Raw genomic sequence first — 26068 nt, 5'->3', positions numbered from 1 at the left:
CGCGCCCCATGGATGACACCCTCGCCCCGATGGCGGACTCCGCGGCCGATCCGGGCCACGCCGTCTCCGGCGCGCGCCGCGCGATCCGCGAACTCCCCGATGAACTGATTTCCCAGATCGCCGCCGGCGAGGTCGTCGAACGCCCGTCCTCCGTCGTGCGCGAACTGGTCGACAACGCGCTGGACGCCGGCGCCGGCCAGATCCAGCTCAAGCTGATCGCCGGCGGCATCCGCTCCCTGATCGTCGAGGACGACGGCCACGGCATCCCCGATGGCGAACTGCCGCTGGCCATCAAGCGCCACGCCACCAGCAAGATCGGCAGCCTCGGCGACCTCGAGGCCGTCGCCACCATGGGCTTCCGCGGCGAGGCCCTCGCCGCCGTGTCCTCGATCGCGGAACTGGCCATCATCTCCCGCTTCCACGGCGCCCCGCATGCCTGGCGGCTGGAAGCCCGCACCGGCGAGCTCAGCCCCGCCGCCCGCGCCAGAGGCACCTCGGTCGAGGTCCGCGAGCTGTTCTTCAACACCCCCGCCCGCCGCAAGTTCCTCAAGAGCGAGGGCACCGAGCTGGCGCACTGCCTGGAAGCGCTGCGGCGCCACGCCCTCGCCCGCCCCGACGTCGGTTTCGCCGTCTGGCACGAGGGCAAGCTGGTCGACCAGTGGCGCGCGTCACCGCTGCCGCAGCGGATCGCCGAAGTCCTGAACGAGGAATTCATCGCGCAGAGCCGCGAGGTCTTCGCCGAGGTCGGCCCGATGCGCATCCACGGCCGCGTCGGCCTGCCCGAAGCCGCTCGCAGCCGCGCCGACATGCAGTACGTCTACGTCAACGGCCGCTACGTGCGCGACAAGCTGATCGCCCATGCGATCCGCTCGGCCTTCGACGACGTGCTGCACGGCCATCGCCAGCCCAGCTACGTGCTGTTCATCGACGTCCAGCCCGAACTGGTCGACGTCAACGTCCACCCCACCAAGATCGAGGTCCGCTTCCGCGACGGCCGCGAGATCCACCAGCAGGTGCGCCGCGCCGTGGTCGCCGCGCTGGCGCTGTCCCGCGCGGAGGACGGCGCGCCGGCCACGGCCGAAGGCGCTGCCGCCGGGCCGGCCGCGGACCCGGGTCGCCAGCGCTGGACCGGCACGCCGGCCTGGGAGCGGCCGATGGACGGCGCGCCCGCCGTCTCCGGGGCATCGTCCGGGGCGTCGTCCAGTGCGTCGTCCGACACGGACGCGCCCGGCGCCCGCGCCTACGAGCCACCCGCGCCGTATCACGCCCCCTCGGCCCGCTTCGCCGGCCCGGAAGGCTGGCGCGCGCCGATCCCGACCCGCGCGCAGACCGCGCTCGCGCTGGAGCAGGCCGAGGCGCTCTACGCCGGCGCGCCGGCGGCCGGGCTGCCGACGGCGCCGGCCTCGTCTGCCGCCGCGCTGCTGCGCGATGCGCCACCGATGCCGCTGCCGCTCAGCCAGGCCGGTGAGTGGCCGCTGGGCCGCGCGATCGCGCAGATCCAGGGCATCTACGTGCTGGCCGAGAACGCCCAGGGCCTGGTGATCGTCGACATGCATGCGGCCCATGAGCGCGTCGTCTACGAGCGGCTCAAGGCCGCGCTCGGCGAGACCCGCATCGACTCCCAGCCGCTGCTGATCCCGGTGACCTTCGCCGCGACGCCGGCCGAGATCGCCACCGCCGAGGCACAGGCCGAGACGCTGCGCCGGCTCGGGCTGGACATCTCGCCGCTGTCGGCCAAGGTGCTGGCGGTGCGCGAGCGGCCGGCGCTGCTGGCCGGCGGCGACGTGGTGGAGCTGGCCCGCGGCGTGCTGGCCGAGCTGGCGCAGTTCGACGCCAGCCACGCGATCGAGCGCGCCCAGCACGAGATCCTGGCCACGATGGCCTGCCATGGCGCGGTGCGCGCCAACCGGCAGCTGACGATCGACGAGATGAACGCGCTGCTGCGCGACATGGAACGCACCGAACGCGCCGACCAGTGCAACCACGGCCGCCCGACCTGGCGCCAGCTCACCCTCCGCGATCTCGACGCGCTGTTCCTGCGCGGACGCTGAGCCGTCGCCGCTCGCCCCGCCCGCTTTCCCGTTCGCATCGGCGATCCACCCTTTCACCAGAAGCAGTACCGACATGGCCACGCTCAAGCTCAACAAGAACAAATCGGCCGACGCCAAATCCGCGGACGGTCCGGACAAGGGCCCCCGCCGCGCGCCGCTGCGCGGCCAGGGCGTCAACAAGCCGCGCCCGACGCTCGCCAAGGCGCAGGCCGAGCGCGCCGAACGCGAGGCCTCGTTCCAGCAGCGCCGCGCCGAGGAAGGTCGCCAGGAGCGCCGTGATCCGCGCGGCGACGATCGCCACCGCGACGCGCGCGGTCCGCAAGGCCGGGATGAACGCCGCGGCGGCCCCGGCCGCCCGCAACGCGAAGGCGGCTACGGCGATCGCGCCGACCGCGGCCCGCGCGAGGACCGTGGTGGTTTCGGCGCCCGCCCTGACCGGGGCGGCGACGAACGCCGCGCCCACAGCGACCGTCCCCAGGGCGACCGCGGTCGCTACGGCGACCGTCCGCACGGAGATCGCCCCCGCTACGAAGACCGCTCGCAAGGGGATCGTTCCCGCTACGGCGATCGCCCGCGTGACAACGACCGCCCGCGCCAAGAGGACCGTTCCCGCTTCGAGGGAGACCGTCCGCGCCGCGACGACCGCGGCGGCGACCGTTACGGTGACCGCCCCGCCCGCCCGCAAGGGGACCGCGGCTACGGCGACCGTCCTCAGGGCCCACGCGCCTTCGGCGAGCGCCCCCAGGGAGACCGTCCTCAGCGCGACCGTCCCTTCGGCGACCGCCCAGCGGGGGACCGCGGCTACGGCGACCGTCCGCGTCGCGATGAGCGAGGCGGCGACCGGGGCGGCGACCGCTACGGCCGCGGCGCCGAAGGCTCGCGCTACGGTTCGGGCCCGGGCGCGAATCCCGGCTTCCGTCACGGCGAGGACCGGCCGCGCCGCGCGCCCGTCGGTGATCGGGGCGCCGCCCATCCGGGCGACGTCCACGCTCGCGCCGAACGCGAGGAGCGCGCCGAGCGCACCGACCGTCCGCGCCAGCCGGACGCGCCGCGTCAACCCGCACCGGTGCGCTTGGCCGATCCCGACGCCGGCGAGCGCCTGTCCAAGCGCATGAGCGAGCTCGGCCTGGCCTCGCGCCGCGAAGCCGACGAGTGGATCGAGGCCGGCTGGGTCACCGTCGACGGCGAGCCCGCGACGCTGGGCCAGCGCGTCGGCCCGGACGCGAAGATCGAAGTCGATCCCGCCGCCCGCGAGCAGCAGGCGCAGCGCGTGACCATCCTGCTGCACAAGCCCATCGGTTATGTCTCCGGCCAGGCCGAGGACGGCTACGAGCCGGCGTCGGTGCTGGTCAAGGCCGACACGCACTGGGGCGAGGATCCCGCCAAGATCCACTGGGCGCCCGGCCACGGCCGCAACCTCGCGCCCGCCGGCCGGTTGGACATCGATTCCACCGGCCTGCTGGTCCTGACGCAGGACGGCCGCATCGCGCGCCACCTGATCGGCGAGGACTCCGACGTCGAGAAGGAATACCTGGTGCGCGTCGCCCTCGAGCACGGCGATGGCGGGCAGCATCCGCAGCACCAGCTCGATCCGAAGGCGATCGCGCTGCTGAACCACGGCCTCGAGCTGGACGGCGTCCAACTCAAGCCGGCCAAGGTCAGCTGGGCCAACGAGGACCAGTTGCGCTTCGTCCTGCGCGAGGGCCGCAAGCGCCAGATCCGCCGCATGTGCGAGCTGGTCGGCCTGAAGGTGCTGGCGCTCAAGCGCGTGCGCATCGGCCGCATCCCGCTGGGCCAGCTGCCGCCGGGCCAGTGGCGCTACCTCGCGCCCTGGGAGCGCTTTTGATCGAAGCGCCGGCCGCGATGGCCGCAACGGCCGCCGCGGTCGCGCCCCGCCCGCCGCCGGCGTTGCGGCCGCTGTGCCTCGCCGGGCCGACGGGCTGCGGCAAGACGGCGGCCGCGCTCGCGATCGCGCGCCGCCAGCCGGTGGAGATCATCAGCGTCGACTCCGCGCTGGTGTACCGCGGCATGGACATCGGCACCGCCAAACCGACGCCGGAAGAACTCGCCGCGGTGCCGCATCACCTGATCGACGTCCTGGAGCCGACCGCGAGCTACTCGGCGGCGCAGTTCGTCCGCGACGCGCTGCGCCTGGTGCCCGAGATCCAGGCCCGCGGCGCGCGGCCGCTGCTGGTTGGCGGCACGATGCTTTATTTCAAGGCGCTGTTCGACGGCCTGTCCGAGCTGCCGCAGGCCGATCCAGCGCTGCGCGCGCAACTCGATGCCGAGGCCGCCCGCGACGGCTGGCCCGCGATGCATGCACGGCTGGCGGCGCTGGATCCGGAGACCGCCGCCCGCCTGGCGCCGCTGGACGCGCAGCGCATCCAGCGCGCGCTCGAGGTCTGCCTGCTCAGCGGTGAGCCGATGTCGGCGCTCTACCGGCGCCAGCGCGCGCAGGGCGTCGACTGGCCGCTGATCTCCCTGGAGCCGTCGGACGCGGCGCGCGCCTGGCTGCACCAGCGCCTCGCGCAGCGCTTCGAGCTGATGATCGAACAGGGCTTCGTCGACGAGGTGCGGCGCCTGCGCGCCCGCGGCGACCTGCACCTGGGGCTGCCGTCGATGCGCTGCGTCGGTTATCGGCAGGCCTGGGAACTGCTCGACGCCAACGAGGCCGCGCCCGACTTCGCGGCCCTGCGCGAACTGGGCACCGCCGCGACGCGGCAACTCGCCAAGCGCCAGATCACCTGGCTGCGCAGCATGCCGGCGCGGCGCGTGGTGGCGGCGGAAGCGCCCGACGCGCTCGAACAGCTGATCGCGCTCGCCGACGACACCGCCACTGCCGGCGCCAACTGAGCTCGACGATGGACGTCCCCCTCCTCACCGCCACCGGCCTGACCAAGCGCTACGGCGCGCAAACCCTGTTCGAGCACCTCTCGCTGACGCTGCATCGCGGCGAGATGCTGGCGCTGCTCGGCGAATCCGGCAGCGGCAAGTCCACGCTGCTGAACGGGCTGGCGGCGCTCGAGCCACTGGATCGCGGCCAGGTGGTGCTGCAAGGCCGCGACCTGCTGGCGCTGGACGAATCCGGCCAGGCCCGGCTGCGTCGCGAGCAACTCGGCTTCGTGTTCCAGGCCTTTCATGTGCTGCCCCACCTGACCGTGCGGGACAACGTCGCCCTGCCGCTGCTGCTGCAGGGCAAGCCCGACGCGCGCCGCGTCGAGGAGATGCTGGACGCGGTGGGCCTGGGCGCGCAGGCCCGCCACCTGCCGCGCCAGCTGTCCGGCGGCCAGCTGCAGCGCGTGGCCATCGCCCGCGCGCTGGTGCACCGCCCGGTGCTGGTGCTGGCCGACGAGCCCACCGGCAACCTCGATCCCGCCCATGCCGACCAGGTCATGCGGCTGCTGCGCCAGCAGTTGCGCGACCAGGGCGCGGCCTGCCTGCTGGTGACGCACTCGGCCCATGCCGCCGAGCTCGCGGACCGGCGCCTGCGGCTGGAGGACGGCCGCCTCGTCGAGGCCTGAGGGCGCGACGCCCGCGCCCGCCGATTGCCCGTCCCCATCGCATGAGCGCCCCGACCGTCTCCCCGCCGCGCGGCACCGGCCGCCACGCCCCGCTCGCCGGCCTGCGGCGCGCCTGGGGCTGGTGGTGGCAGCTGTCCTGGCCCGCGCTGCGCCTGCAGTGGGGCCGGCAGCTCGCCGCGCTGCTGACGATCGCGCTGGGCCTGGCGCTCGCGGGCGCGGTCCACTGGATCAATGCCTCGGCCCTGGCGCAGTTCGAATCGGCCGCGCGGCAGAGCAGCGCGCAGGCCGATGTCGAGCTCGGCGCCACCGCCGGCGCCGCGCCGCTGTCCGACCGCTTCTTCGCCGAGCTCGCCGCGCGCGAGGACATCGCCGCGATCGCGCCCCGGCTCGACGCGAGCATCCGGCTGCAGGGGCGCGACGGCCAATGGCAGCGGGTGCGGCTCATCGGCCTGGACCTGTTCCAGATCGGCGCCTTCCATCCGCAGTGGCTGCCGCGGATGGACGGCGCGGACCTCGGCCGCGCGCTGCGCGAGCCCGCGCTGCTGGTCAGCGACGCCGCCTGGACGCGGCTCGGCCTGGACGCCCCCGCCGCGCTGCGCGTGGACCTGCCCGGCGAGCCCGCGCCGCTGCCGGTCGTCGGCCGGGTGCCGGATCGCCAGCAGGCGCTGGTGATCATGGACATCGCCTGGGCCCAGCAGCTGCTGCATCGCCCGGGCCAGCTCGACGCCATCCTGCTGCGCATGGCCACCGGCCACGCGGTGCCGGCGGCCTGGCCGCCCGGCGTGTCGGCGCATGCGCCCGACGACCAGGCCCGCCAGCAGGCCGACGACGCCCGCCGCCTGACGCGCGCCTACCGGCTCAACCTGGGCGTGCTGTCGCTGATGGCGCTGTTCGTCGGCGCCTTCATGGTCTTCGCGGTGCACAGCCTGTCGGTGGCGCAGCGCTTGCCGCAACTGGCGCTGCTCGGCGTGCTGGGCATGAGCGCAAGGCAGCGCCTGGCGCTGCTGGTGTCCGAGGCGCTGGCGCTGGGCCTGGCCGGCGCGGTGCTGGGCCTGGGCCTGGCGATCGGGCTGGCGGAACTCGGGCTGCAGGCGCTCGGCGGGGACCTGGGCAGCGGCTTGACCGGCCTCAGCGGCGGCCGGCCCGCGCTGCGGCTCTCGACGGCGTCGATCGTGGGCCTGCTCGCGCTCGGGCCGCTGGTCAGCCTGGGCGCGGCGGCGCTGCCACTGGCGCGGCTGCGCCGGCTGCCCGTCGCCCAGGTGCTCAAGGGCCTGGGCAGCGGCGGCGACACGGGCCGCTGGTGGTGGATCGGTCCGGCGCTGCTGCTGGCCGCGCTGCCGCTGGCGGCGCTGCGGCCGGTGCTCGGGCTGCCGCTGGGCGCCTACGCCGCGATGGTGGCGCTGCTGCTGGGCGCGCTGGGCAGCGTGCCCTTCGTGCTGCGCGCGATCACCAGCCTGCTGCGTGGCTGGGCGGCGCGACGCGCGCTGCCGCTGCTGGCGGTGGAACGCGCCCGCGACCAGGCGGGCGAGGCCGGCCGGCTGATCGCCGGCGTGCTGGTCGCGCTGGCGCTCGCGGTGGCGATGCTGGTGATGGTCGCGAGCTTCCGCCAGTCCCTGGACCAATGGCTGAGCGACATGCTGCCGGCCGATCTCTACCTGCGCCAGACTGCTCGCGACAGCGCCCAGCAGGGCCAACCGATGCCGCCGGGGCTGGCCGCCTCGGCCGCCCGGCTGCCCGGCATCGACCGCGTGGCGGCACAGCGCACCCGCGACATCGGCTTCACCGTGCGCGGCATGACGGGCAGCACGACGCTGCTGGCACGACCGCTGGACCACCGCCTGCCGCTGCAGGGCGAGGCGGTCGCGCTGCCGGACGGCGTGCAGCCGGTCTACATCAACGAGGCGATGCGCGACGAGCTGCGCCTGGCGCCCGGCGACCGCTTCACGCTGCGGCTGGAGGGCCGCCAGTTGCCGGTCGCGGTGAAGGCGATCTGGCGCGACTACAGCCGCCAGACCGGGGCGGTGCTGATGGAGCGGCGCGACTGGGAACGGCTCAGCGGCGACGCGGCGATCACCGAGCTGGCGCTGTGGCTGCGGCCCGGCGCCGATCCGGTGGCGGCGCAGCAGGCGCTGCGCGAGGCCTCGGGGGCGCCGGACTCGCTGGAGATCGCCTCCGCGGGCGAGCTCCGCCGCTTCTCGCTGGCGATCTTCGACCGCAGCTTCGCCATCACCTACTGGCTGCAGGCGGTGGGCCTGGGGCTGGGGTTGTTCGGCGTCGCGGCCAGCCTGTCGGCGCAGTTGCTGGCGCGCCGGCGGGAATTCGGCCTGCTGCTGCACCTGGGATTGACGCGCGCGATGCTGCGCCGACTGGTGCTGGCCGAGAGCCTGCTGCAGGCGGTGGCCGGCGCGCTGATGGGACTGATCGTCGGCCTGGCGATCAGCGCGGTGCTGGTGTTCCGGCTCAATCCGCAGAGTTTCCACTGGAGCATGGACTGGTCGGTGCCGGCGGGCCGGGTCGCGGCGCTGCTCGCGGCCAGCCTGGTCGCCACCGGCGTGACCGCCGCCTGGGCCAGCGCCCGCGCGCTGCGCGCCGGTCGGGGCGAGGCGCTGCGCGCGGTGCGGGAGGACTGGTGATGATCGGACGACGACCGCTGCTGGGCGCCCTCGGCGGCCTCGGCGCCATGGGGCTGGCCCGCGCGCAGGCCACGCCGACCGACGAGACGCTGTCCGACGCGCCACTGCGCTTTCCCCGCGACCACGGCGCGCACCCCGAGACCCGCATCGAGTGGTGGTACGTCACCGGCGTGCTGCGGGTCGACGGGCGCGCTGGCGAGACGACGCGGCCGGACTTCGGCTTCCAGCTCACCTTCTTCCGCGTCCGCCATGCGCTCCAGCGTCCGCTGTCGTCGGCCTTCGCGCCGGACCAGGTGATGCTGGGCCACGCGGCGATCTCGGACCTCGGCCGCCAGCGGCTGCTGCACGACCAGCAGGTGCTGCGCCACGGCTTCGCCAACGCGCGCGCCGACACCGACGACACCCGCGTGCGCCTGGGCGCCTGGCAGCTGCGGCGCAGCGACGGCCCCGGCGGCCGCAGCCGTTATGTGCTGTCGATGCCCAGCGAGCACGCGGGCTTCGCGCTCGCGCTGACGCTGGACGCGCCCCAGGCGCCGCTGCTGCAGGGCCGCGCGGGCTGGTCGCGCAAGGGCCCGGGCGCGCAGCAGGCCAGCCGCTACGTCAGCGAGCCGCAGCTGGCCGGCAGCGGCCGGCTCGCGCTGCGCGACGGCGGCACGCGCACGGTGCGGGCCAGCGCCTGGCTGGATCACGAGTGGAGCAACCAGTACCTCGGTCGCGGCGCCGACGCCGCGCCGGACCGGGCGGTCGGCTGGGACTGGCTTGGTCTGAACCTGGACGACGGCTCGTCGCTGACGCTGTTCCAGATGCGCGCGCACGACGGCGCGGTGATCTGGACCGGCGGCAGTTGGCGTGCCGCGCACGGCGGCGCGCCAGTCGACTTCGAGCAGCAGCTGCGCTTCGAGCCGCTGGCCTTCTGGAAGAGCCCGGTGAGCCGGGCCACCTACCCGGTGCGCTGGCGCATCCATACGCCGCGCGGCGTGCTGCTCGTCGAGGCGGCCTACGCGGCCCAGGAGATCGACACCCGGCTCAGCACCGGCTTCCCGTACTGGGAGGGCGTGGCGCGCGTGAGCGACGAGGCCGGCCGCGGACTCGGCTGGGGCTACCTGGAGATGACCGGCTACGCCGGCCGGGTGCCGCTGTAGCGCCACCGACCGCGGGCCGAGGACCGATGGCCGATGGCCGATGGCCAAGGGACGACGGCCTCAGGCCGGGCGCGTTCCGCTGTAGCGGTTGCGGCCGGAGGGCATCGCCGCGTAGGCGCGCACGCAGTTGCAGCCGGCGCCGCGCGCCATCGCCAGAGCCTGACGCGCCTGCTGCAGCAGCTGGTCGGCGCCCTGCTGCGGCTCGCGCCGCCAGTCCTGCCAATGGGCCAGGCCCAGGCTCGCGCTCAAAGGCAGCGACTGGCCCTGCCAGCGGTAGTCCAGCGTCGCGACGCGGGCCCGCAGCCGGTCGGCCGCGTCCAGCGCGCCCAGCGGATCGGTGCACGGCAGGTAGGCGGCCCAGACGCCGCGCGGCAGCGGCAGCAGCCAGTCGCCGCCGCGCAATTGCTGCCGCATCAGCTGGTCCAGGCGCTCGTCCAGCGCCTGCAGGCATTCCTGGCCGTGCTGCTGCTGCAGGCGGGTCCAGGGATCGAGTTCCAGCAGCATCAGCACGCCGTCGTGGCGGTGGCGCTGCGCCCGGGCGGCCTCGCGTTTGAGGCCGTCCATCAACTGCGCCTCGTCCGCCGCGGCCACCCGCGCGGGCGGGTCGCGGCGCGCCACCCAGCGCCGCCTCAGGAATGCCCACCAGGCCCCGGGGCCCCTGTCCGAGTCTTGAGCCATGCTGCCCGCCTTCGCCGGAGATGAGGATTGATTGCAGCACAGGAGCAAGCCGCGCGCCGCCCCCTTGAGCGAGGGAGGATAGGCGCTTGCGCGGCGACGCGTCGCGGCAGATGTAACGAATCCGGACGCGCCGCAGGGACGCCATGCCGCCGCGCGGCGGCTGCTCTAAAGTACCCGGCTGTGTCCACGCCCAGCGGCCCCGCCGCCCCGCCCGTGCACGACGCTCCAGCGCACGACCTCGCGTCCCCGCTCCCGGCCCCAGCGCCCACGCCCGCACCATCCTCCGGGGCCGGCGACCTGCCGATGCCCGCCGTCGTCGGCGCGCTGCTGGTGCTGCTGGCCGGCCTGGCGCTGACGCTCAGCGCGATGCTCTGGAACCGCAACCGCGTCGTGGCCGAGGCCCATCGCCTGCTCGACGCCCAGATGGAGCGGCTGGAGCGCGACATCGTCCAGCGCTTCGTCCAGCCGGTGTACGGCCTCAAGGGCGCGCGCGGCGCGCTGGCCGCGCTGGGCGGGCGCGTTGACCGGCAATCCTTCCGCGCTTACGTCCAGTCGCGCGACCTGACGCGCGAATTCCCCGGCGTGCGCGGCTTCGGTTTCGTGCCGCGGGTCAAGCGCGCCGACCTGCCCGCCTTCATCGCCGCCGAGCGCGCCAACGGCGCGCCGCAGTTCTCGGTACGCAGCCGGGGCGACGCGCCCGACCTGTTCGTCGTCGCGCACATCGAGCCGCTGTCGCAGAACTACGCGGCCTGGGGCTTCGACCTGGGCTCGGAGGCGATCCGGCGGCGCGCGATCGAGCGCGCCATCGCCACCGGCGAGGCCACGCTGTCGGCGCCGGTGCCGCTGGTGCAGGACCATGCGCACGGCCCCGGCATGCTGCTGCTGGTGCCGGTGTTCCGCGACGGCGCCGACCCGATCGACGCCGCCCAGCGGCGCCAGGCGCTGCTGGGCCTGCTCTACGCGCCGCTGGTGGCGCAGGAGATCCTGCACGGGCTCAAGGAAGGCCTGGCGGCGGCGCCGATGGATTTCCGCCTGCTGGTCGACGACCACACCGCGACCGAGGACCTGCTGCTCGACTCCAGCACCGGCATCCAGCCACTCGATGCCGCGCCGAGCGCGCAGCCCGCCTTCGACCTCCGCGTGGTGGCGGCCGAGCGTCGGGTGGAGATCGCCGGGCGGGCGTTCCGGCTCGAGGCCGCGCTGACGACCGCCTACGAGCGCGCGGTGATCGACGCGGCGGGCTGGGGGCCGGGCCTGATCGGCCTGCTGCTGACGGCGCTGCTGGCGGCAACCACCTACCTGCTCGCGGCCGGCCGGGCGCGGGCGCAGGCGCTGGCCGACGCGATGACCGAGGACCTGCGCCGCCTGACGCTGGACCAGCAGGCGATGCTGGACGCCGACGTGATCGCCATCGCCAAGCTGCGCGGCCGGCGCATCGTCTGGAAGAACCGCGCGCTGGAACAGCTCTTCGGCTACGGCACCGACGAGATGCTCGGGCTGCCGGTGCGCGAGCTCTATGTCGACGAGGACACCTTCGCCGCGCTGGGCCGCAATGCCTATCCGGTGCTGAGCCGCGGCGGCCACTACCGCAGCCAGCTGCAGATGCGGCGCAAGGACGGCAGCCTGGTCTGGATCGACCTCAACGGCGTGGCGCTGCCGGGCGAGCGCGACGTGGACACGACGCTCTGGATGATGGCCGACATCACGCAGAGCAAGGCGCACGAGGCGCGCGTGGAGCGGGCCGCCTTCCATGACGCGCTCACCGGCCTGCCCAACCGGGTGCTGCTGGCCGACCGGCTGCGCCAGGCGATGGCCGTGGCGCAGCGGCAGTCGCAGAAGATGGCGGTCGCCTACCTGGACCTGGACGGCTTCAAGGCCATCAACGACGCCCACGGCCACGACGCCGGTGACGAGGTGCTCAAGGTCGTCGCGCAGCGGCTGTCCAGCGGCATCCGGGGCTCGGACACGGCCGCGCGGCTGGGTGGCGACGAGTTCGTCGTGCTGCTGACCCCGCTGCCCGCGGTGGCCGACAGCCGGCCGGCCTGCGAGCGGCTGCTGAGCGAGATCCTCGCCCCGGTGCGGCTGTCCAGCGGCGTGACGGTGCAGGTCGGCAGCAGCTTCGGCGTGGCGCACTACCCGCTGGACGGCGTCGACCCCGAGGTGCTGATGAGCCGCGCCGACCAGACGATGTTCGAGTCCAAGCGCGCCGGCCGCTGCCGCATCCGCTGGCTCAACGGCGCGTTGCCGCCGGAGGAGCTCGACCTCTCGGCGCTGCGGCGCACGGCCGAGGAGCTGGCCGCCGAGGCCGCCGAGGCCGACGGATGACCGGCGTCATGCCCGCTGAACCGCTGAACCGCCGTACAGTCGCCCGATGACCTCACTGACCACCGCCCGGCTCCGCCTGGAGCCCATGACCGATGCGCATCTGCACGGCCTGTTCGAGATGAATCGCGACCTGGACGTGATGCGCTACATCACGGGCAAGCCCGACACGCTCGAGGACACGCAGGCGATGATCGACCGCGTCAAGGCGCGCTGGGCCGAATGGGGCTACAGCTGGTGGACCTTCTTCGAGATCGAGACCGGCGAGATCATCGGTGCCGGCTGCATCCAGCACCTGGGCCGCGACGCGGCCAATCCGCACGAGATCGGCTGGCGCCTGCGCCGCGACCGCTGGAACCGCGGCTACGGCTCGGAGGCCGCGCGCCGCATGGCCGCCTTCGCCTTCGACGACCTGCGCGCGCCGCAGCTGGTGGCCGTCTGCGACCCGGCCAACGAGGCGTCCTCGCATGTGATGACCAAGCTCGGCATGCGCTATCGCGGCGTGGAGCGCTGGTACGACAACGACGTCGCGGTCTACGGCATGACGGCGGCGGAATGGCGCGCGGCGCAGGCCGCCGCGCGGACCGGGCCGGCCAATTCCGCCGATCAGAGCCCGCCGACGAAGTAGCGCTTCAGGCCCGACAGGATCATCTCGACCGCGATGGCGGTCAGCACCAGGCCCATCAGTTTCTCCAGCGCCGAGACCACCGAGTCGCCCAGCAGCTTGCGGATGCGGTCGGCCAGGATCAGCGCGAGGAAGGAGATGACCATCGCGGTGAACAGCGCGCCGATCCATTCAGCCACACGGTCCGGCTGGCGCGAGGCCAGCAGCAGCACCGTGGCCATCGCGGACGGACCGGCCAGCAGCGGCACCGCCAGCGGGAAGATGAAGGGCTCGCGTCCGGTGTCCACGCCGTAGGCCGACTCGCCGGCGTGGCTGAAGATCATCCGGATCGCGATGATGATCAGGATCACGCCGCCGGCCACCTCGAGCGAGCGCTCCGACAGGTGCATCAGGCGCAGGAACCCCTCGCCCAGGAACATGAAGGCCAGCAGCACCGCGAAGGCGATGCCGACCTCGCGCAGCGCGACCTTCAGCCGGCGCTCGCGCGGCACGGCCCGCATGATGGGGATGAAGATCGGCAGGCTGCCCAGCGGGTCGAGCACCAGCAGCAGCAGGATGAGGGCGGAGAGGAAGCTGTGATCCATGGGGCGCGATTCTCGCCGATGACGGCGTCGCGTTCGCCGCGGGTGGCACGCGCTCGCGCACGCTTCGTTCACGTGAATCCCTAGAATCGCAACAATTCCTCATCACGACCTCGCCGATGAACAAGTTGGACAAGAAGCCGCCTCGATCCGTTCCCGCCCCGGCGATCAGCGCGGGCCGGCCGGCCGCGGCGCCGACGCGCCCCCGCCCCCTCGGGCCGGTGACGCTGGACGCGATCGACCTGCGCATCCTGGGGGCGCTGCAGCGCGACGGCCGCATGTCCAACGTGGACCTGGCGGCGCAGGTCCACCTGTCGGCGCCGCAGTGCTTCCGCCGCGTGCGCGCGCTGGAGGAACGCGGCGTACTGCGGGGCTATCGCGCCGACGTGGCGCCGCTGGCGCTCGGGCTGGGCGTCACCGCCTACGTCAGCCTGAACATCACCGCCCAGGCCTTCGCCCGCGTGCGCGAGATCGAGTCGCTGATCCGCGACTTCCCCGAGATCCTGGAGTGCCACACCGTCTCGGGCGATTCGGACTACCTGCTGAAGGTGGTGGCGCGCGACCTGCAGGCGCTGTCCAAGTTCCTCACCGACAAGCTGATGCAGCTGGACGGCGTCGCGGACGTGCGGTCGATGATCTGCCTGGAGGAGATCAAGCCGCCGGCGGGCCTGCCGGTGGACTGAGGCGGCGTCGGCGCGACCGGCGCTCAGCCTCGCGGATGGTGCGCCGCGTGCAGCGCCTTCAGGCGCTCCCGCGCCACGTGCGTGTAGATCTGCGTCGTGGACAGGTCGGCATGGCCCAGCAGCAACTGCACCGCGCGCAGGTCCGCGCCATGGTTCAGCAGGTGCGTGGCGAAGGCATGCCGCAGCGTGTGCGGCGAGATCGGGCTGGTGATGCCCGCCACCACCGCGTATTTCTTGACGATGCGCCAGAAGGTCTCGCGCGTCATGGCCTGGCCGAAGCGGGACAAGAAGAGGTCGTCGGTGTTGCGCGCGCTCAGCAGCTGCGGACGCGCCTCCTGCAGGTAGCGCATCAGCCAGGCGTGCGCCTCCTCGCCGAAGGGCACCAGCCGCTCCTTGTCGCCCTTGCCGGTGACGCGCAGCACCGCCTCGCGCAGGCCGACATGCACGCTCTTGAGCGTCACCAGCTCGGTGACGCGCAGGCCGCTGGCGTACATCAACTCGAGCATCGCGCGGTCGCGCAGTCCCTGCGCGGTGCCGACGTCGGGCGCGTCCAGCAGCGCCTCGACCTGGGTCTGGTGCAGCGTCTTGGGCACGCGCAGCGGCTGCTTGGCGGCGCTGAGCTTGAGCGTGGGATCGCGCTCCAGCCGGCGTTCCCGCAAGGCCCAGCGGAAGTAGCGCTTGAACACCGACAGCCGCCGGTTCGCGGAGGTCGCCTTGCCGCCCTCGTGTCGCGCGGCCGCGTAGCCGAACAGGTCCTGCTCGCGGGTGTCGTCCAGCGCCAGACGCGGCTCGGCCGCCAGCCAGTCGGCCAGCAGCTGCAAGTCGCGGCGATAGGCCAGCTGCGTGTTGCGCGACAGGCCCTCCTCGATCCAGAGGGCCTCGATGAAGGCGTCGATCGCACGCTGGCTGCGCTCGCGCTCGGCCGAGCGCAGGGCCGGCTCACCGGGCGAGGCTTCGGGGGGGCGTGGTGCGGATGGGGTCGATCGGGACGAGGACATGCCGCGCATGATGCCAGCGCGAGGCCGCCGAAAAAAAGGGGCCCGCGCCACCACGCGCGGGCCCCACGGAGCAACCGCCACAGGCAGCGGTTGGTTGGGAGAACGGTTCAGGTCATCAGCCGATGCGCACCGGCACGAAGATCTTGTCGGCGCCGCGCTGCACCAGCAGCGCGACCGACTTCTCCGCGCCCTTGACCGCGCCGCGGACCTGCTCGACCGACTGCACCGGCGTGCCGTTGACGGCCAGCAGCACGTCACCCGGACGGACGCCGGCACGCGCCGCGGCGCTGCCCTCGCCCACTTCCTGGATCAGCAGGCCGTCGCGGGTGCCGAGCTGGCGGCGCTCCTCGGGCTGCAGCGGACGCAGCGCCAAGCCGAGCTTGGCGTGGTCGCCATCAGCGTCGCCGCCAGCCTTGGCCAGCTTCGCGCCCTTCTCGTTCGCGTCGCCAAGCGTGGCGGTGATGGTCTCGCGCTTGCCATTGCGCCAGACCTCGATGTCCACCTTGTCGCCGGGCAGCGACTGGTCCACGAGCGCCGGCAGGTCGCCGCTGGAGACGATGCGCTGGCCCTTGAAGCCCAGGATCACGTCGCCCGAGCGCAGGCCGGCCTTGGCGGCGGGGCCGTTCTCCTCGACGTTGGCGACCAGCGCGCCCTCGGGGCGGTCCAGCTTGAAGGAATCGGCGAAGCCCTGGTTGACCTCCTGCACCATCACGCCCAGCTTGGCGTGCTGCACCTTGCCGCCCTTCTCGATCTGCTGGCGGACCTTGTTGGCCACCTCGACCGGAATGGCGAAGGACAGGCCCTGGTAGCCGCCCGACGCGCTGTAGATCTGCGAGTTGATGCCAACCACCTCGCCGCGTGCGTTGAACAGCGGGCCGCCGGAATTGCCGGGGTTGATCGCGACGTCGGTCTGCAGGAAGGGCACGCGGCTCTCGTCCGGGCCCAGCGAGCGCCCCTTGGCGCTGATCACACCGGCGCTGACGCTGTTCTCGAAACCGAAGGGCGAGCCGATCGCCAGCACCCATTCGCCGACGCGCAGGTCGCGGGTCGCGCCCAGGCGCACCGTCGGCAGGTTCTTGGCCTCGATCTTGAGCACCGCGACGTCGGTCGACTTGTCGCTGCCCAGCACCTTGGCGCGAAACTCGCGGCGGTCGGTGAGCTTGACCACCACTTCCTGCGCGTCCTGCACGACGTGGGCGTTGGTCAGGATCACGCCGTCGGCGCTGACGATGAAGCCCGAGCCCTGGCCGCGGATCTCGCGGCTGCCGCCCTCGCCGCCGCCATTCGGGCCGCCGGGCATGCCGGGCACGCCGAAGCGGCGGAAGAACTCGTAGAACGGATCATCCGGATCGATCTGCGGCACGCGCGCGGCGCGCGTCTTCACCGTGCCGGACACGCTGATGTTGACCACCGCCGGCCCTTGCGCCGCGGCGATCTGCGCGAAGTCGGGCATGCCCGCCGGCGGCGGCGTGAAGTTCGCCGCCGGCGCGGCCGCGTTGGCCAGCGGCGTCGTCACCGCGGCGACCTGCGCCTCACCGGTTTGCGCCGGCGCGGTCGCCGCCGAGTCCGAGACCGAGACTGGGGTCACCTTGGCGTTGCGCATCGCCAGCGCACCGCCCGCGGCACCCAACACGCCGGCCGCGGCCAGCGCCCACACGAGCTTCTTCACCGGAATCATCTTCTCCACTTGTTGAGCCATCTGAACCTCCAGATTCGCTGCCGGCGGTCGGCCCGGAGGCCTTGCGCCGATTCGATGGCTCGAAGTGTGAGGAGCTTCGCTTAGGTCGCTCTTAATCGCCGTGGCCCCGCCGTGAAGCGGCGGTGGCGAGCGCCTTTCAGGCGCATGCCTTTCAGGCGTGCGGCAGCGCCGGCGGCACCGCGGGCGGCAAGGTTGGCGCCGCGGCCGGCGTGGCGCGCGAGAGCGGCATCGCCAGCTCCACGCGCAGGCCGCCCAGCGCGGTGCTGTGCCCCAGGCGCAGGCTGGCGCCGTGGTCGTCGGCGATGCTGCGCACCAGCGCCAGGCCCAGGCCGCTGCCCGGGGCCTGCTGGGCCTGCGCCTCGGAACGGTAGAAGCGGTCGAAGACCCGGCCGCGCTCGGCGTCGGGGATGCCGGGCCCGTCGTCCTCGACCACCAGCAGCGCCTGTCCGCCGCTGCGCTCCAGGCTCAGGTCGACGCGGCTGCGCCCGTACTTGATGCCGTTGTCCAGCAGGTTGCGCAGCAGCATGGTCAGTGCCTCGCGGTGGCCGTCCACCAGCACCGCATCGCAGCGCTCCATGCCCAGGTCGATGCCACGGGCCTGCGCCAGCGTCGCCGCGTCGATCACGCCGTCGCGGCACAGCGCATCCAGCGCGATCGGCTGCGACGGTGCCTGCGCCCTGGCACTGTCCTGCCGCGCCAGCGCGAGCAGCTGCTCGATCAGATGGGACGCACGGTCGATGCCCTGCCCGAGCTTCTCCAGCGCCTGCGCGCGGGCGGCGTCGTCCGGCGCGCGCCGCAGCGACTGCAACTGCAGCTTCAGCGCCGCCAGCGGCGAGCGCAACTCATGCGCCGCGTCGGCGACGAAGTGCTGCTGCTGCTCGAAGGCCTGCCGCACGCGGTCCAGCAGGCCATTGAGTTCGGTGACCAGCGGCTGGATCTCGGCGGGGAGGTCCTCGTCGTCGACCGGCGCCAGGTCCTGCGCCGCGCGGCGCGACAGCTGCTGGCGCACCCGCTCCAGCGGCGCCAGCGAATGCGAGACCACCCACCACACGACCAGCGCCAGCATCGGCAGCATCAGCGCCGTCGGCAGCACCGTGCGCCACGCGAGCTGCCCCGCCATGCGCTGGCGCACCGCGATGTCCTGCGCGACCTGCACGACCTGGAACCGGCCCTGCACCGCGAAGACCCGATAGCGCTTGCCGCGCAGCGCGACATTCGAGAAGCCCAGCACCGCGCGCTGCGGCAGCCAGTCCGGGCCGGCCGAGCGGTACAGCGGCGTGCCGTCCAGGCCCCAGACCTGCACGATCAGGTCGATGCTCTGCTCCTCCCCCAGCGGCAGCGGCAGGCCGGTGCCCATGCCCGCGCGCAGCGACAGCGCGACCTGCTGCATCTGGTAGTCGAAGATCTCGTCGGTCTCCATCAGCGCGTTGCGGTAGGCGCTCATGCCCTGGATCAGCGCGCTGGTCAGCATCGCGCCCAGCAGGAACAGCAGCAGCCGGTAGCGCAGCGAGCGCGGCAGCAACGCGAACCGGCCGCGCCGCGGCGCGTCGGGCTCCAGGCCCGCGTTCATTCCTTGGGCACGCGGTAGCCGACGCCGCGGACGTTCTGGATCAGCTCGGCGCCCAGCTTCTTGCGCAGGCCGTGGATGTAGACCTCGACGGCGTTGCTGCTGATCTCGTCCTTCCAGCCGTACAGCTTCTCCTCGAGCTGCTGGCGGGACAGGACCATGCCGGGGCGCGCCAGCAGCGGCTCCAGCACCGCCCATTCGCGCTGCGACAGCGTCACCGGATGGCCGTTGGCGGTGACCTCGCGCGTGGCGGGGTTGATGCTCACGCCCATGTGCTCGTAGACCGGCTCGGCTCGGCCGGCGGCGCGGCGCAGCAGCGCGCGGATGCGGGCCAGCAGCTCGTCGAGCTCGAAGGGCTTGAGCACGTAGTCGTCCGCCCCGGCATCGAGCCCGGCCACCCGCTGCGCGGTGGCGTCGCGCGCGGTGGCGATCAGCACCGGCACCGTCTGCTTGCGCCCGCGCAGGGCCTGCAGCACGCTCATGCCGTCGCGCTTGGGCAGGCCCAGGTCGAGCAGCACCAGGTCGTAGGTCTGGGATTGGAGCGCGGTGTCGGCGATCTCGCCGTCGCGCACCCAGTCCACGGCATAACCTTCGGCGCGCAGCAGCCCGAGCAGCTGCTCGCCGATCATGAGGTCGTCTTCCACCAGCAGGAGTCGCATGGGCGCGATTGTGCACGTCCGGCTGGACCGGGTCATTTCCATGACTACAATGCGCGCCTGTCAGGAGAGAGCCCCCTCGCGGGGGCCGCCGAAGGCGCAGTGGCACTGGCGATCCCACGCTGCGAACGCTCAGGCAAAAGGACTGACGAAACGCCCGAGACATCGGGCGTCCTCACTGGAGAGAGGCGGGGCGGACCACCGGTCGAGCCCGTCCACCGAAGGGGCAAGCCACCGGTCAACCACCGGCGGCCAATCTCTCAGGTAAAGCGGACAGCGAGGGCATCTCCCCCACCCGGACGTGATCGGTTCACAGTCGGGTGGTCATGACGAATGCCCTCGGAGCGAGACATGTCCGCCGATCAGAACCTGAACACGCCCCTGCACAAAACCCCCCTGCACGCGCTGCACCTGGAACTGGGCGCCAAGATGGTGCCCTTCGCCGGCTACGACATGCCGGTCCAGTACCCCGCCGGCGTGATGGCCGAGCACAAGCACACCCGCGCCAAGGCCGGCCTGTTCGACGTCTCCCACATGGGCCAGGTGCTGCTGGTGGGCGACGACGCCGCCGCCGCGCTCGAGACCCTGGTGCCGGTCGACATCGTCGACCTCGGGATGTTCAAGCAGCGCTACGCGCTCTTCACCGCCGACGATGGCGGCATCCTCGACGACCTGATGGTGGCGCGCCGCACCGACGGCCTGTTCGTGGTCGTCAACGCCGGCTGCCGCGACCAGGACATCGCCCATATGCAGAAGCATCTGTCGGGCCGCTGCGAGGTGCGTCCGCTGCCCGACCAGGCGCTGCTCGCGCTGCAGGGCCCGCAGGCGGTGACCGCGCTGTCGCGCCTGAACCCGGGTGTCGCCCAGCTGGTCTTCATGACCGGCGGTTTCTTCGAGCTGGACGGCATCCCCACCTTCGTGACCCGCTCGGGCTACACCGGCGAGGACGGCTACGAGATCTCCGTCGCCGCCGACCGCAGCGTCGAGCTGGCCCGCAAGCTGCTGGCCCAGCCCGAGGTGATGCCCATCGGCCTGGGCGCGCGCGACTCGCTGCGCCTGGAAGCCGGCCTGTGCCTGTACGGGCACGACATCGACACGACGACCACGCCGGTCGAGGCGTCCCTGACCTGGGCGATCCAGAAGGTGCGCCGCGCCGGCGGCGCGCGCGCCGGCGGGTATCCGGGCGCGGCCGTCATCGACCGCCAGTTCGCCGAAGGCGCCGCGCGCAAGCGGGTCGGCCTGGTGAGCTCGGAACGCATGCCGGTGCGCGAAGGCGCCAAGCTGGTCAACGCCGACGGCCAGGAGATCGGCGTCGTCACCAGCGGCACGCTGGGCCCGACGGTCGGCAAGCCGGTGGCGCTGGCCTATGTGCAGACGCCGTACGCCGCGCTGGGCACCGAGCTCTTCGCCGAAGTCCGCGGCAAGCGCACCCCGATGACGGTCTCTTCCACGCCGTTCACGCCCAACGGATACTTCCGCGGCTGATCCGCGATCCTGGGTCACCTCGTCCCCCGTTCCCTCGAGCCGACGCGAGTCGTCCTCGGGATTCCCGTTCCAACCATCCGATTGCACGGAGCCTCTCCATGAGCATCAAGTACACGCCCGACCACGAGTGGGTCGACACCACCGACGGCATCGCCACCGTGGGCATCACGGTCCACGCGCAGGACGCGCTGGGCGACGTCGTGTTCGTGGACCTGCCGGACGTCGGCAAGTCCTTCGCCGCCAAGGAAGTGGCCGGCGTGGTCGAGTCGGTCAAGGCCGCCGCCGACGTCTACGCCCCGGTCTCGGGCGAGATCGTCGAGGTCAACGAGGCGCTGCGCGCCGACCCGTCGCTGGCCAACACCGACCCGCTGAAGTCGGGCTGGTTCTTCAAGGTCAAGCTGTCCAACCCGGCGGAACTCGACGGGCTGATGGACACCACGGCCTACGACGAGCTGGTGAAGAACTCCTAATCGTCGCCCCCTGCGCGCAAGGCCTCGTCAGGCCTGCCGCCGCCGCTGGCCCTCACCCCTGCCCTCTCCCGCAAGCGGGAGAGGGAGCCCGGCAGGCCTTGCGCCGCAAAGAACTTCATCTCCAGGATCGCCCCGCCATGTCCGCCCTGCCCTCCTTCGCCGAACTCGAGAACGCCGTCGAGTTCCACGCCCGCCACATCGGTCCCGACGCGCACGACGAAGCGCTGATGCTGTCGGCCATCGGCAGCGCCTCGCGCGCCGCGCTGATCGACGCGATCGTGCCGGCCGCCATCAAGCGCGCCGCGAAGATGGACCTGCCGGACGCCGTGACCGAAGCGCAGGCGCTGGCCGAGCTCAAGGCCATCGCGGGCAAGAACCAGATCCTCAAGTCCTTCATCGGCCAGGGCTACCACGGCACCCTGACCCCGGGCGTCATCCTGCGCAACATCCTCGAGAACCCCGCCTGGTACACCGCCTACACGCCCTACCAGGCCGAGATCTCCCAAGGCCGCATGGAGGCGCTGGTCAACTTCCAGACCATGGTCTGCGACCTGACCGGCCTGGCCATCGCCAACGCCTCGATGCTGGACGAGGCCACCGCCGCCGCCGAAGCGATGACGCTGGCCGCGCGCGTGGGCAAGAGCAAGAGCCAGACCTTCTTCGTCGCCGATGACGTGCTGCCGCAGACGCTGGAAGTCGTGCGCACCCGCGCCGAGCCGCTGGGCATCACCGTCCAGGTCGGTCCCGCCGAGGACGCCGGCAAGGCCGAGTGCTTCGGCGCGCTGGTCCAGTACCCCGGCGTGACCGGCGTGGTGCGCCCGCTGCAGGCGATCGCCGACGCGGTCCACGCGCACGGTGGCCTGCTGGTGGCCGCGGCCGACCTGCTGGCGCTGACGCTGATCGCCGCGCCCGGCGAGCAAGGCGCCGACATCGCCGTCGGCACCACCCAGCGCTTCGGCATGCCCATGGGCGCCGGCGGCCCGCACGCCGCCTACATGGCCTGCCGCGACGAGTTCAAGCGCTCGCTGCCGGGTCGCCTGGTCGGCGTGTCGGTCGACGCGCACGGCAAGCCCGCCTATCGCCTGTCGCTGCAGACGCGCGAGCAGCACATCCGCCGCGAGAAGGCCACCTCCAACATCTGCACGGCGCAGGTGCTGCCGGCCGTCGTGGCCAGCATGTACGCCGTGTATCACGGCCCGCAAGGCCTCAAGCGCATCGCGCAGCGCGTGGCCGCCTACACCGCCGTGCTGGCGCAGGGCCTGAAGTCGCTGGGCCTGACGCTGGCCCACGAGACCGCCTTCGACACGCTGCACGTGAAGACCGGCGCGCACACCGGCCCGGTGCTGGCCGCCGCCGTCGCCGCCGGCATGAACCTGCGCCGCGCGAGCGAGGACAGCATCAGCCTGACGCTGGACGAGACCACCACCCGCGCCGACGTGCAGGCGCTGCTGACCGTCTTCGCCGAGGGCAAGCCGGTGCCGGACGCCTTCGCCGCGGCCGGGGCGCCGACCACGCTGGTGCCGGCCGCGCTCTCGCGCACCAGCGCCTACCTGACGCATCCGATCTTCAACATCCACCACTCCGAGACGGAGATGCTGCGCTACATCCGCCTGCTGTCCGACAAGGACCTGGCGCTGGACCGCAGCATGATCCCGCTGGGCTCGTGCACGATGAAGCTCAACGCGACCAGCGAGATGATCCCCATCACCTGGCCCGAGTTCGCGCAGGTGCACCCCTTCGCGCCGCAGAGCCAGCTGCAGGGCTACGCCCAGCTGGACCAGCAGCTGACGTCCTGGCTGTGCCAGGCCACCGGCTACGCGGGCGTCTCGCTGCAGCCCAACGCCGGCTCGCAGGGCGAGTACGCCGGCCTGCTGATCATCAAGGCCTGGCATGAGTCGCGCGGCGACGCGCATCGCAAGATCTGCCTGATTCCCGAGTCGGCGCACGGCACCAACCCGGCGTCGGCGCAGATGGTGGGCATGCAGGTCGTCGTCACCAAGTGCGACAAGGAAGGCAACATCGACCTGGCCGACCTGAAGGCCAAGTGCGAGCAGCACAGCGCCAACCTCGCCGCGATCATGATCACCTACCCTTCGACGTACGGTGTCTTCGACACCCACGTCAAGGAGATCTGTGCGCTGGTGCATGAACACGGCGGCCGCGTCTACGTGGACGGCGCCAACATGAACGCGCTGGTCGGCATCGCGGCGCCGGGCCAGTTCGGCGGCGACGTGTCCCACCTGAACCTGCACAAGACCTTCTGCATCCCGCACGGCGGCGGCGGCCCGGGCGTCGGCCCGGTCTGCGTGGTCGAGGACCTCGTGCCCTTCCTGCCGGCGCACCGCTCGGCCGGCCTGGGCGAGAAGACCGCCATCGGCGCCGTCTCCGCCGCGCCGCTGGGCAACGCGGCGGTGCTGCCGATCTCGTGGATGTACATCCGCATGATGGGCGAGACCGGCCTGAAGGCCGCGACCGAGACCGCGATCCTGTCGGCCAACTACGTGGCCGCGCGCCTGTCGGACCACTACGACATCCACTTCAGCGGCAACATCGACGGCGTCAAGGGCGGCGGCGTGGCCCACGAGTGCATCCTGGACCTGCGCCCGCTCAAGGACAGCTCCGGCATCTCCGCCGAGGACGTCGCCAAGCGCCTGATCGACTACGGCTTCCATGCGCCGACGCTGTCCTTCCCGGTCGCCGGCACGCTGATGGTCGAGCCGACCGAGAGCGAATCGAAGTTCGAGCTGGACCGTTTCATCGCCGCGATGATCCAGATCCGCGAGGAGATCGCGAAGGTCGAATCCGGCGCCTGGTCCAAGACGGACAACCCGCTGCTCAACGCGCCGCACACCGCCGAGAGCCTGCTCAAGACCGAGTGGACGCATGGCTACAGCCGCGACGACGCGGCCTATCCGGTCCCGGCGCTGCGTCACGTGAAGTATTGGTCGCCGGTGGGCCGCGTGGACAACGTCTACGGCGACCGCAATCTCGTCTGCTCGTGCCCTCCGCTCTCGGCCTACGCTGACGAGTGATCAGGGTGAATCAAGGAGGCCGCTGACGCGGCCTTCTTTTTGGCCTAGCTTCTTTCAAGGCCGCACGGTCGGCGCGTCACGAGCGCGCAGAACCGGACGGCGCAAGCCCGCAAGGGAATACCCACGAGGTCCGCCATGGCAGTTTCCGTTTTCGACCTGTTCAAGATCGGCATCGGGCCGTCGAGCTCGCACACCGTCGGGCCGATGCGCGCCGCGCGCATGTTCGTGCAGCGCCTGCGGCATGAGGGCGTGCTCGAGCGCACGGTGCGCGTGGCCACCGCGCTGTACGGCTCGCTGGGCGCGACCGGCAAGGGCCACGGCTCGGACAAGGCCGTGCTGCTGGGCCTGGCCGGCCATGAGCCGGACACGGTCGACATCGAAAGCATTCCCGGCATCCTCGACGCCATCCGCAACGACAAGCGCATCGCGCTGGGCGGCGACCATGTCGTCGCCTTCGACGAGGCGCGCGACCTGGTGATGTACCGGCGCCAGAGCCTGCCGCTGCACGCCAACGGCATGCGCTGCATCGCCTACGACGCCGAAGGCAACGAGCTGCAGAACCGCGTCTACTACTCCGTCGGCGGCGGCTTCGTCGTCACCGAGGAAGTCCTGGCCGACGGCGCCAAGCAGAAGCAGATCGCGCCGGACACCACGGTGCTGCCCTACCCGTTCAAGACCGGCGCCGAGCTGCTCGCGCTGACCGAACAGGAAGGCTGCTCGATCGCCGAGATCATGCGGCGCAACGAACGCCACTGGCGTCCCGACGAGGAGACGCGCGCGGGCCTGCTGAAGATCTGGCGCGTGATGCAGGAATGCGTGCAGCGCGGCTGCCGCACCGAGGGCATCCTGCCCGGCGGCTTCAAGGTGAAGCGACGCTCGGCGGCGCTGTACCGCGATCTGGTCGCGCATCCGGAGGCGGCGCTGCGTGATCCGCTGCAGGTGATGGACTGGGTCAACCTGTACGCGCTGGCGGTCAATGAAGAGAACGCCGCTGGTGGCCGCGTCGTGACCGCGCCGACCAATGGCGCGGCCGGCATCGTGCCGGCGGTGCTGCACTACTACGCCCGCTTCGTGCATGGCGCCAATGAGGACGGCATCGTCGACTTCCTGCTGACGGCCGCGGCGATCGGCATCCTTTACAAGGAGAACGCGTCGATCTCAGGCGCCGAGGTCGGCTGCCAGGGCGAGGTGGGCGTGGCCTGCTCGATGGCCGCCGGCGCGCTGTGCGCGGTGATGGGCGGCACGCCGGCCCAGGCCGAGAACGCCGCCGAGATCGGCATGGAGCACCACCTGGGCCTGACCTGCGATCCGGTCGGCGGCCTGGTGCAGATTCCCTGCATCGAACGCAACGCGATCGCCTCGGTCAAGGCCATCAACGCGGCGCGCATGGCGCTGCGCGGCGACGGCACCCACCATGTCAGCCTGGACAAGGTCATCAAGACCATGCGGGAGACCGGCGCCGACATGATGACCAAGTACAAGGAGACCGCCCGCGGCGGTCTGGCGGTCAACATCGTCGAGTGCTGACGCGCCGACGGCGACGCGTCAGCCGTCGTCGCCGACCGTGAACGACGCCGGGGCCGGGCCGGCGTCGCCGTCGTCCTCCAGGCCCGCGCCGCGGGCGTCCTGCACTGCGCTGAACAGCAGGCCGATGGTCATGGCGAGGCTGCACAGCAACAGCGCGGTCTTGAACAAGCTGGTAGGTTCGGTCCTCGCGGCCTTGGCGTGCTTGGTGATGCTCATGGCGGTCTCCTTTGGATCTGACGCATGGTCCGCCCGTCGATGCCGCCGAGGCAGACGCCGATGACGCATCGCCGGGTCCTGCAATGGCGTCAGCGCGCGTCGGCGATCGACCGACAACGAGGATGTAGAAATCCGTCAGCCCCGATCGTCGTGAAGCGAAACCCCGTCTGTCTTCACGAAGC

The 26068-nt window shown here is 72.4% G+C and carries 21 protein-coding genes and 2 riboswitches; of the genes, 13 read left to right on the top strand and 8 right to left on the bottom strand.

The features are described from left to right. Positions 1–8 precede the first annotated feature (8 nt). Complete coding sequence (gene mutL / locus BM393_RS07320; RefSeq protein ID WP_091724072.1) at positions 9–2051, top strand: DNA mismatch repair endonuclease MutL; 2043 nt, start codon at positions 9–11, stop codon at positions 2049–2051. On the opposite strand, the gene BM393_RS26085 is transcribed toward mutL, so the two are convergent. Next, positions 2008–3108 (bottom strand): hypothetical protein, encoded by a 1101-nt coding sequence (locus tag BM393_RS26085; protein WP_254783253.1) that lies wholly within the window; start codon positions 3106–3108, stop codon positions 2008–2010. The two genes, mutL and BM393_RS26085, sit on opposite strands and share 44 nt — an antisense overlap. A gap of 15 nt (positions 3109–3123) precedes the next feature. Here BM393_RS26085 and BM393_RS26080 point away from each other — a divergent pair, with 15 nt between their 5' ends. From BM393_RS26080 to BM393_RS07295, 5 genes are read left to right on the top strand one after another with little or no spacing between them, the layout of a single operon-like run. Continuing rightward, entirely contained in the window at positions 3124–3897 is a 774-nt protein-coding gene (locus BM393_RS26080; RefSeq protein WP_254783251.1) for a pseudouridine synthase, read from the top strand. Between the two features lie 17 nt (positions 3898–3914). After that, positions 3915–4904, top strand: coding sequence for a tRNA (adenosine(37)-N6)-dimethylallyltransferase MiaA (gene miaA / locus BM393_RS07310; protein WP_091725156.1), 990 nt, complete (start codon positions 3915–3917; stop codon positions 4902–4904). An 8-nt stretch (positions 4905–4912) separates the two neighbouring features. Next, positions 4913–5572 (top strand): ABC transporter ATP-binding protein, encoded by a 660-nt coding sequence (locus tag BM393_RS07305; RefSeq protein ID WP_091724067.1) that lies wholly within the window; start codon positions 4913–4915, stop codon positions 5570–5572. Between the two features lie 41 nt (positions 5573–5613). After that, on the top strand, positions 5614–8205 hold the full coding sequence (locus tag BM393_RS07300) for an FtsX-like permease family protein (protein WP_091724066.1): 2592 nt from the start codon (positions 5614–5616) through the stop codon (positions 8203–8205). Then, positions 8205–9347: a lipocalin-like domain-containing protein gene (locus BM393_RS07295; RefSeq protein WP_091724064.1), complete on the top strand. Its 1143-nt coding sequence runs from the start codon at positions 8205–8207 to the stop codon at positions 9345–9347. The genes BM393_RS07300 and BM393_RS07295 overlap by 1 nt, the downstream gene beginning before the upstream one ends. A 60-nt stretch (positions 9348–9407) precedes the next feature. Here BM393_RS07295 and BM393_RS07290 read toward each other — a convergent pair whose 3' ends face one another. Next, entirely contained in the window at positions 9408–9965 is a 558-nt protein-coding gene (locus BM393_RS07290; protein ID WP_217648397.1) for a diguanylate cyclase domain-containing protein, read from the bottom strand. A gap of 363 nt (positions 9966–10328) precedes the next feature. Between BM393_RS07290 and BM393_RS07285 the strand changes: the two genes are divergently transcribed. After that, the gene (locus BM393_RS07285; RefSeq protein ID WP_091724059.1) at positions 10329–12350 is read left to right on the top strand and encodes a CHASE domain-containing protein; all 2022 of its coding nucleotides are present in this window, start codon (positions 10329–10331) and stop codon (positions 12348–12350) included. A 46-nt stretch (positions 12351–12396) separates the two neighbouring features. After that, positions 12397–12975, top strand: coding sequence for a GNAT family N-acetyltransferase (locus tag BM393_RS07280; RefSeq protein ID WP_091724057.1), 579 nt, complete (start codon positions 12397–12399; stop codon positions 12973–12975). Here the strand turns inward: BM393_RS07280 and BM393_RS07275 are convergent. Further along, a complete protein-coding gene (locus tag BM393_RS07275; RefSeq protein WP_091724054.1) occupies positions 12954–13556 on the bottom strand; it encodes a MarC family protein in 603 nt (200 codons plus the stop codon). The genes BM393_RS07280 and BM393_RS07275 overlap by 22 nt on opposite strands. Before the next feature lie 116 nt (positions 13557–13672). Here BM393_RS07275 and BM393_RS07270 point away from each other — a divergent pair, with 116 nt between their 5' ends. Continuing rightward, positions 13673–14236, top strand: coding sequence for an Lrp/AsnC family transcriptional regulator (locus BM393_RS07270; protein WP_091724051.1), 564 nt, complete (start codon positions 13673–13675; stop codon positions 14234–14236). Positions 14237–14259: 23 nt separating this feature from the next. Here BM393_RS07270 and xerD read toward each other — a convergent pair whose 3' ends face one another. The 4 genes from xerD to BM393_RS07250 all read right to left on the bottom strand — a co-directional run bounded on the left by xerD (position 14260) and on the right by BM393_RS07250 (position 19159). Then, positions 14260–15234, bottom strand: coding sequence for a site-specific tyrosine recombinase XerD (xerD, locus tag BM393_RS07265; RefSeq protein WP_091725153.1), 975 nt, complete (start codon positions 15232–15234; stop codon positions 14260–14262). A gap of 115 nt (positions 15235–15349) precedes the next feature. After that, positions 15350–16933, bottom strand: a complete 1584-nt coding sequence (locus BM393_RS07260; protein WP_175538213.1) for a DegQ family serine endoprotease — start codon at positions 16931–16933, stop codon at positions 15350–15352. A 151-nt stretch (positions 16934–17084) separates the two neighbouring features. After that, the gene (locus tag BM393_RS07255; protein WP_091724045.1) at positions 17085–18503 is read right to left on the bottom strand and encodes an ATP-binding protein; all 1419 of its coding nucleotides are present in this window, start codon (positions 18501–18503) and stop codon (positions 17085–17087) included. Next, the gene (locus BM393_RS07250; RefSeq protein ID WP_091724043.1) at positions 18500–19159 is read right to left on the bottom strand and encodes a response regulator transcription factor; all 660 of its coding nucleotides are present in this window, start codon (positions 19157–19159) and stop codon (positions 18500–18502) included. The genes BM393_RS07255 and BM393_RS07250 overlap by 4 nt, the downstream gene beginning before the upstream one ends. 51 nt (positions 19160–19210) lie before the next feature. After that, positions 19211–19314: riboswitch (glycine riboswitch) on the top strand. A gap of 10 nt (positions 19315–19324) precedes the next feature. Continuing rightward, a riboswitch (glycine riboswitch) is annotated at positions 19325–19443 on the top strand. A 64-nt stretch (positions 19444–19507) separates the two neighbouring features. Here BM393_RS07250 and gcvT point away from each other — a divergent pair. The 4 genes from gcvT to BM393_RS07230 all read left to right on the top strand — a co-directional run bounded on the left by gcvT (position 19508) and on the right by BM393_RS07230 (position 25670). Then, entirely contained in the window at positions 19508–20641 is a 1134-nt protein-coding gene (gene gcvT, locus BM393_RS07245; RefSeq protein ID WP_091724040.1) for a glycine cleavage system aminomethyltransferase GcvT, read from the top strand. Between the two features lie 98 nt (positions 20642–20739). Next, a complete protein-coding gene (gene gcvH / locus BM393_RS07240; protein ID WP_091724037.1) occupies positions 20740–21111 on the top strand; it encodes a glycine cleavage system protein GcvH in 372 nt (123 codons plus the stop codon). Positions 21112–21248: 137 nt separating this feature from the next. Further along, positions 21249–24143 carry an aminomethyl-transferring glycine dehydrogenase gene (gene gcvP, locus BM393_RS07235; protein WP_091724034.1) on the top strand — a complete coding sequence of 965 codons (2895 nt, stop codon included), beginning with the start codon at positions 21249–21251 and terminating at the stop codon, positions 24141–24143. Between the two features lie 135 nt (positions 24144–24278). Beyond that, positions 24279–25670, top strand: coding sequence for an L-serine ammonia-lyase (locus BM393_RS07230; RefSeq protein ID WP_091724032.1), 1392 nt, complete (start codon positions 24279–24281; stop codon positions 25668–25670). Positions 25671–25688: 18 nt separating this feature from the next. Here BM393_RS07230 and BM393_RS07225 read toward each other — a convergent pair whose 3' ends face one another. Next, a complete protein-coding gene (locus BM393_RS07225; RefSeq protein WP_091724029.1) occupies positions 25689–25886 on the bottom strand; it encodes a hypothetical protein in 198 nt (65 codons plus the stop codon). Positions 25887–26068 lie beyond the last annotated feature (182 nt).

The sequence above is a fragment of the Mitsuaria sp. PDC51 genome (assembly GCF_900113225.1).
Classification (GTDB): Bacteria; Pseudomonadota; Gammaproteobacteria; order Burkholderiales; family Burkholderiaceae_C; genus Roseateles.
Note: the sequence above shows the minus strand (reverse complement) of the source record. Positions and strands in the feature narration are given on the sequence as shown.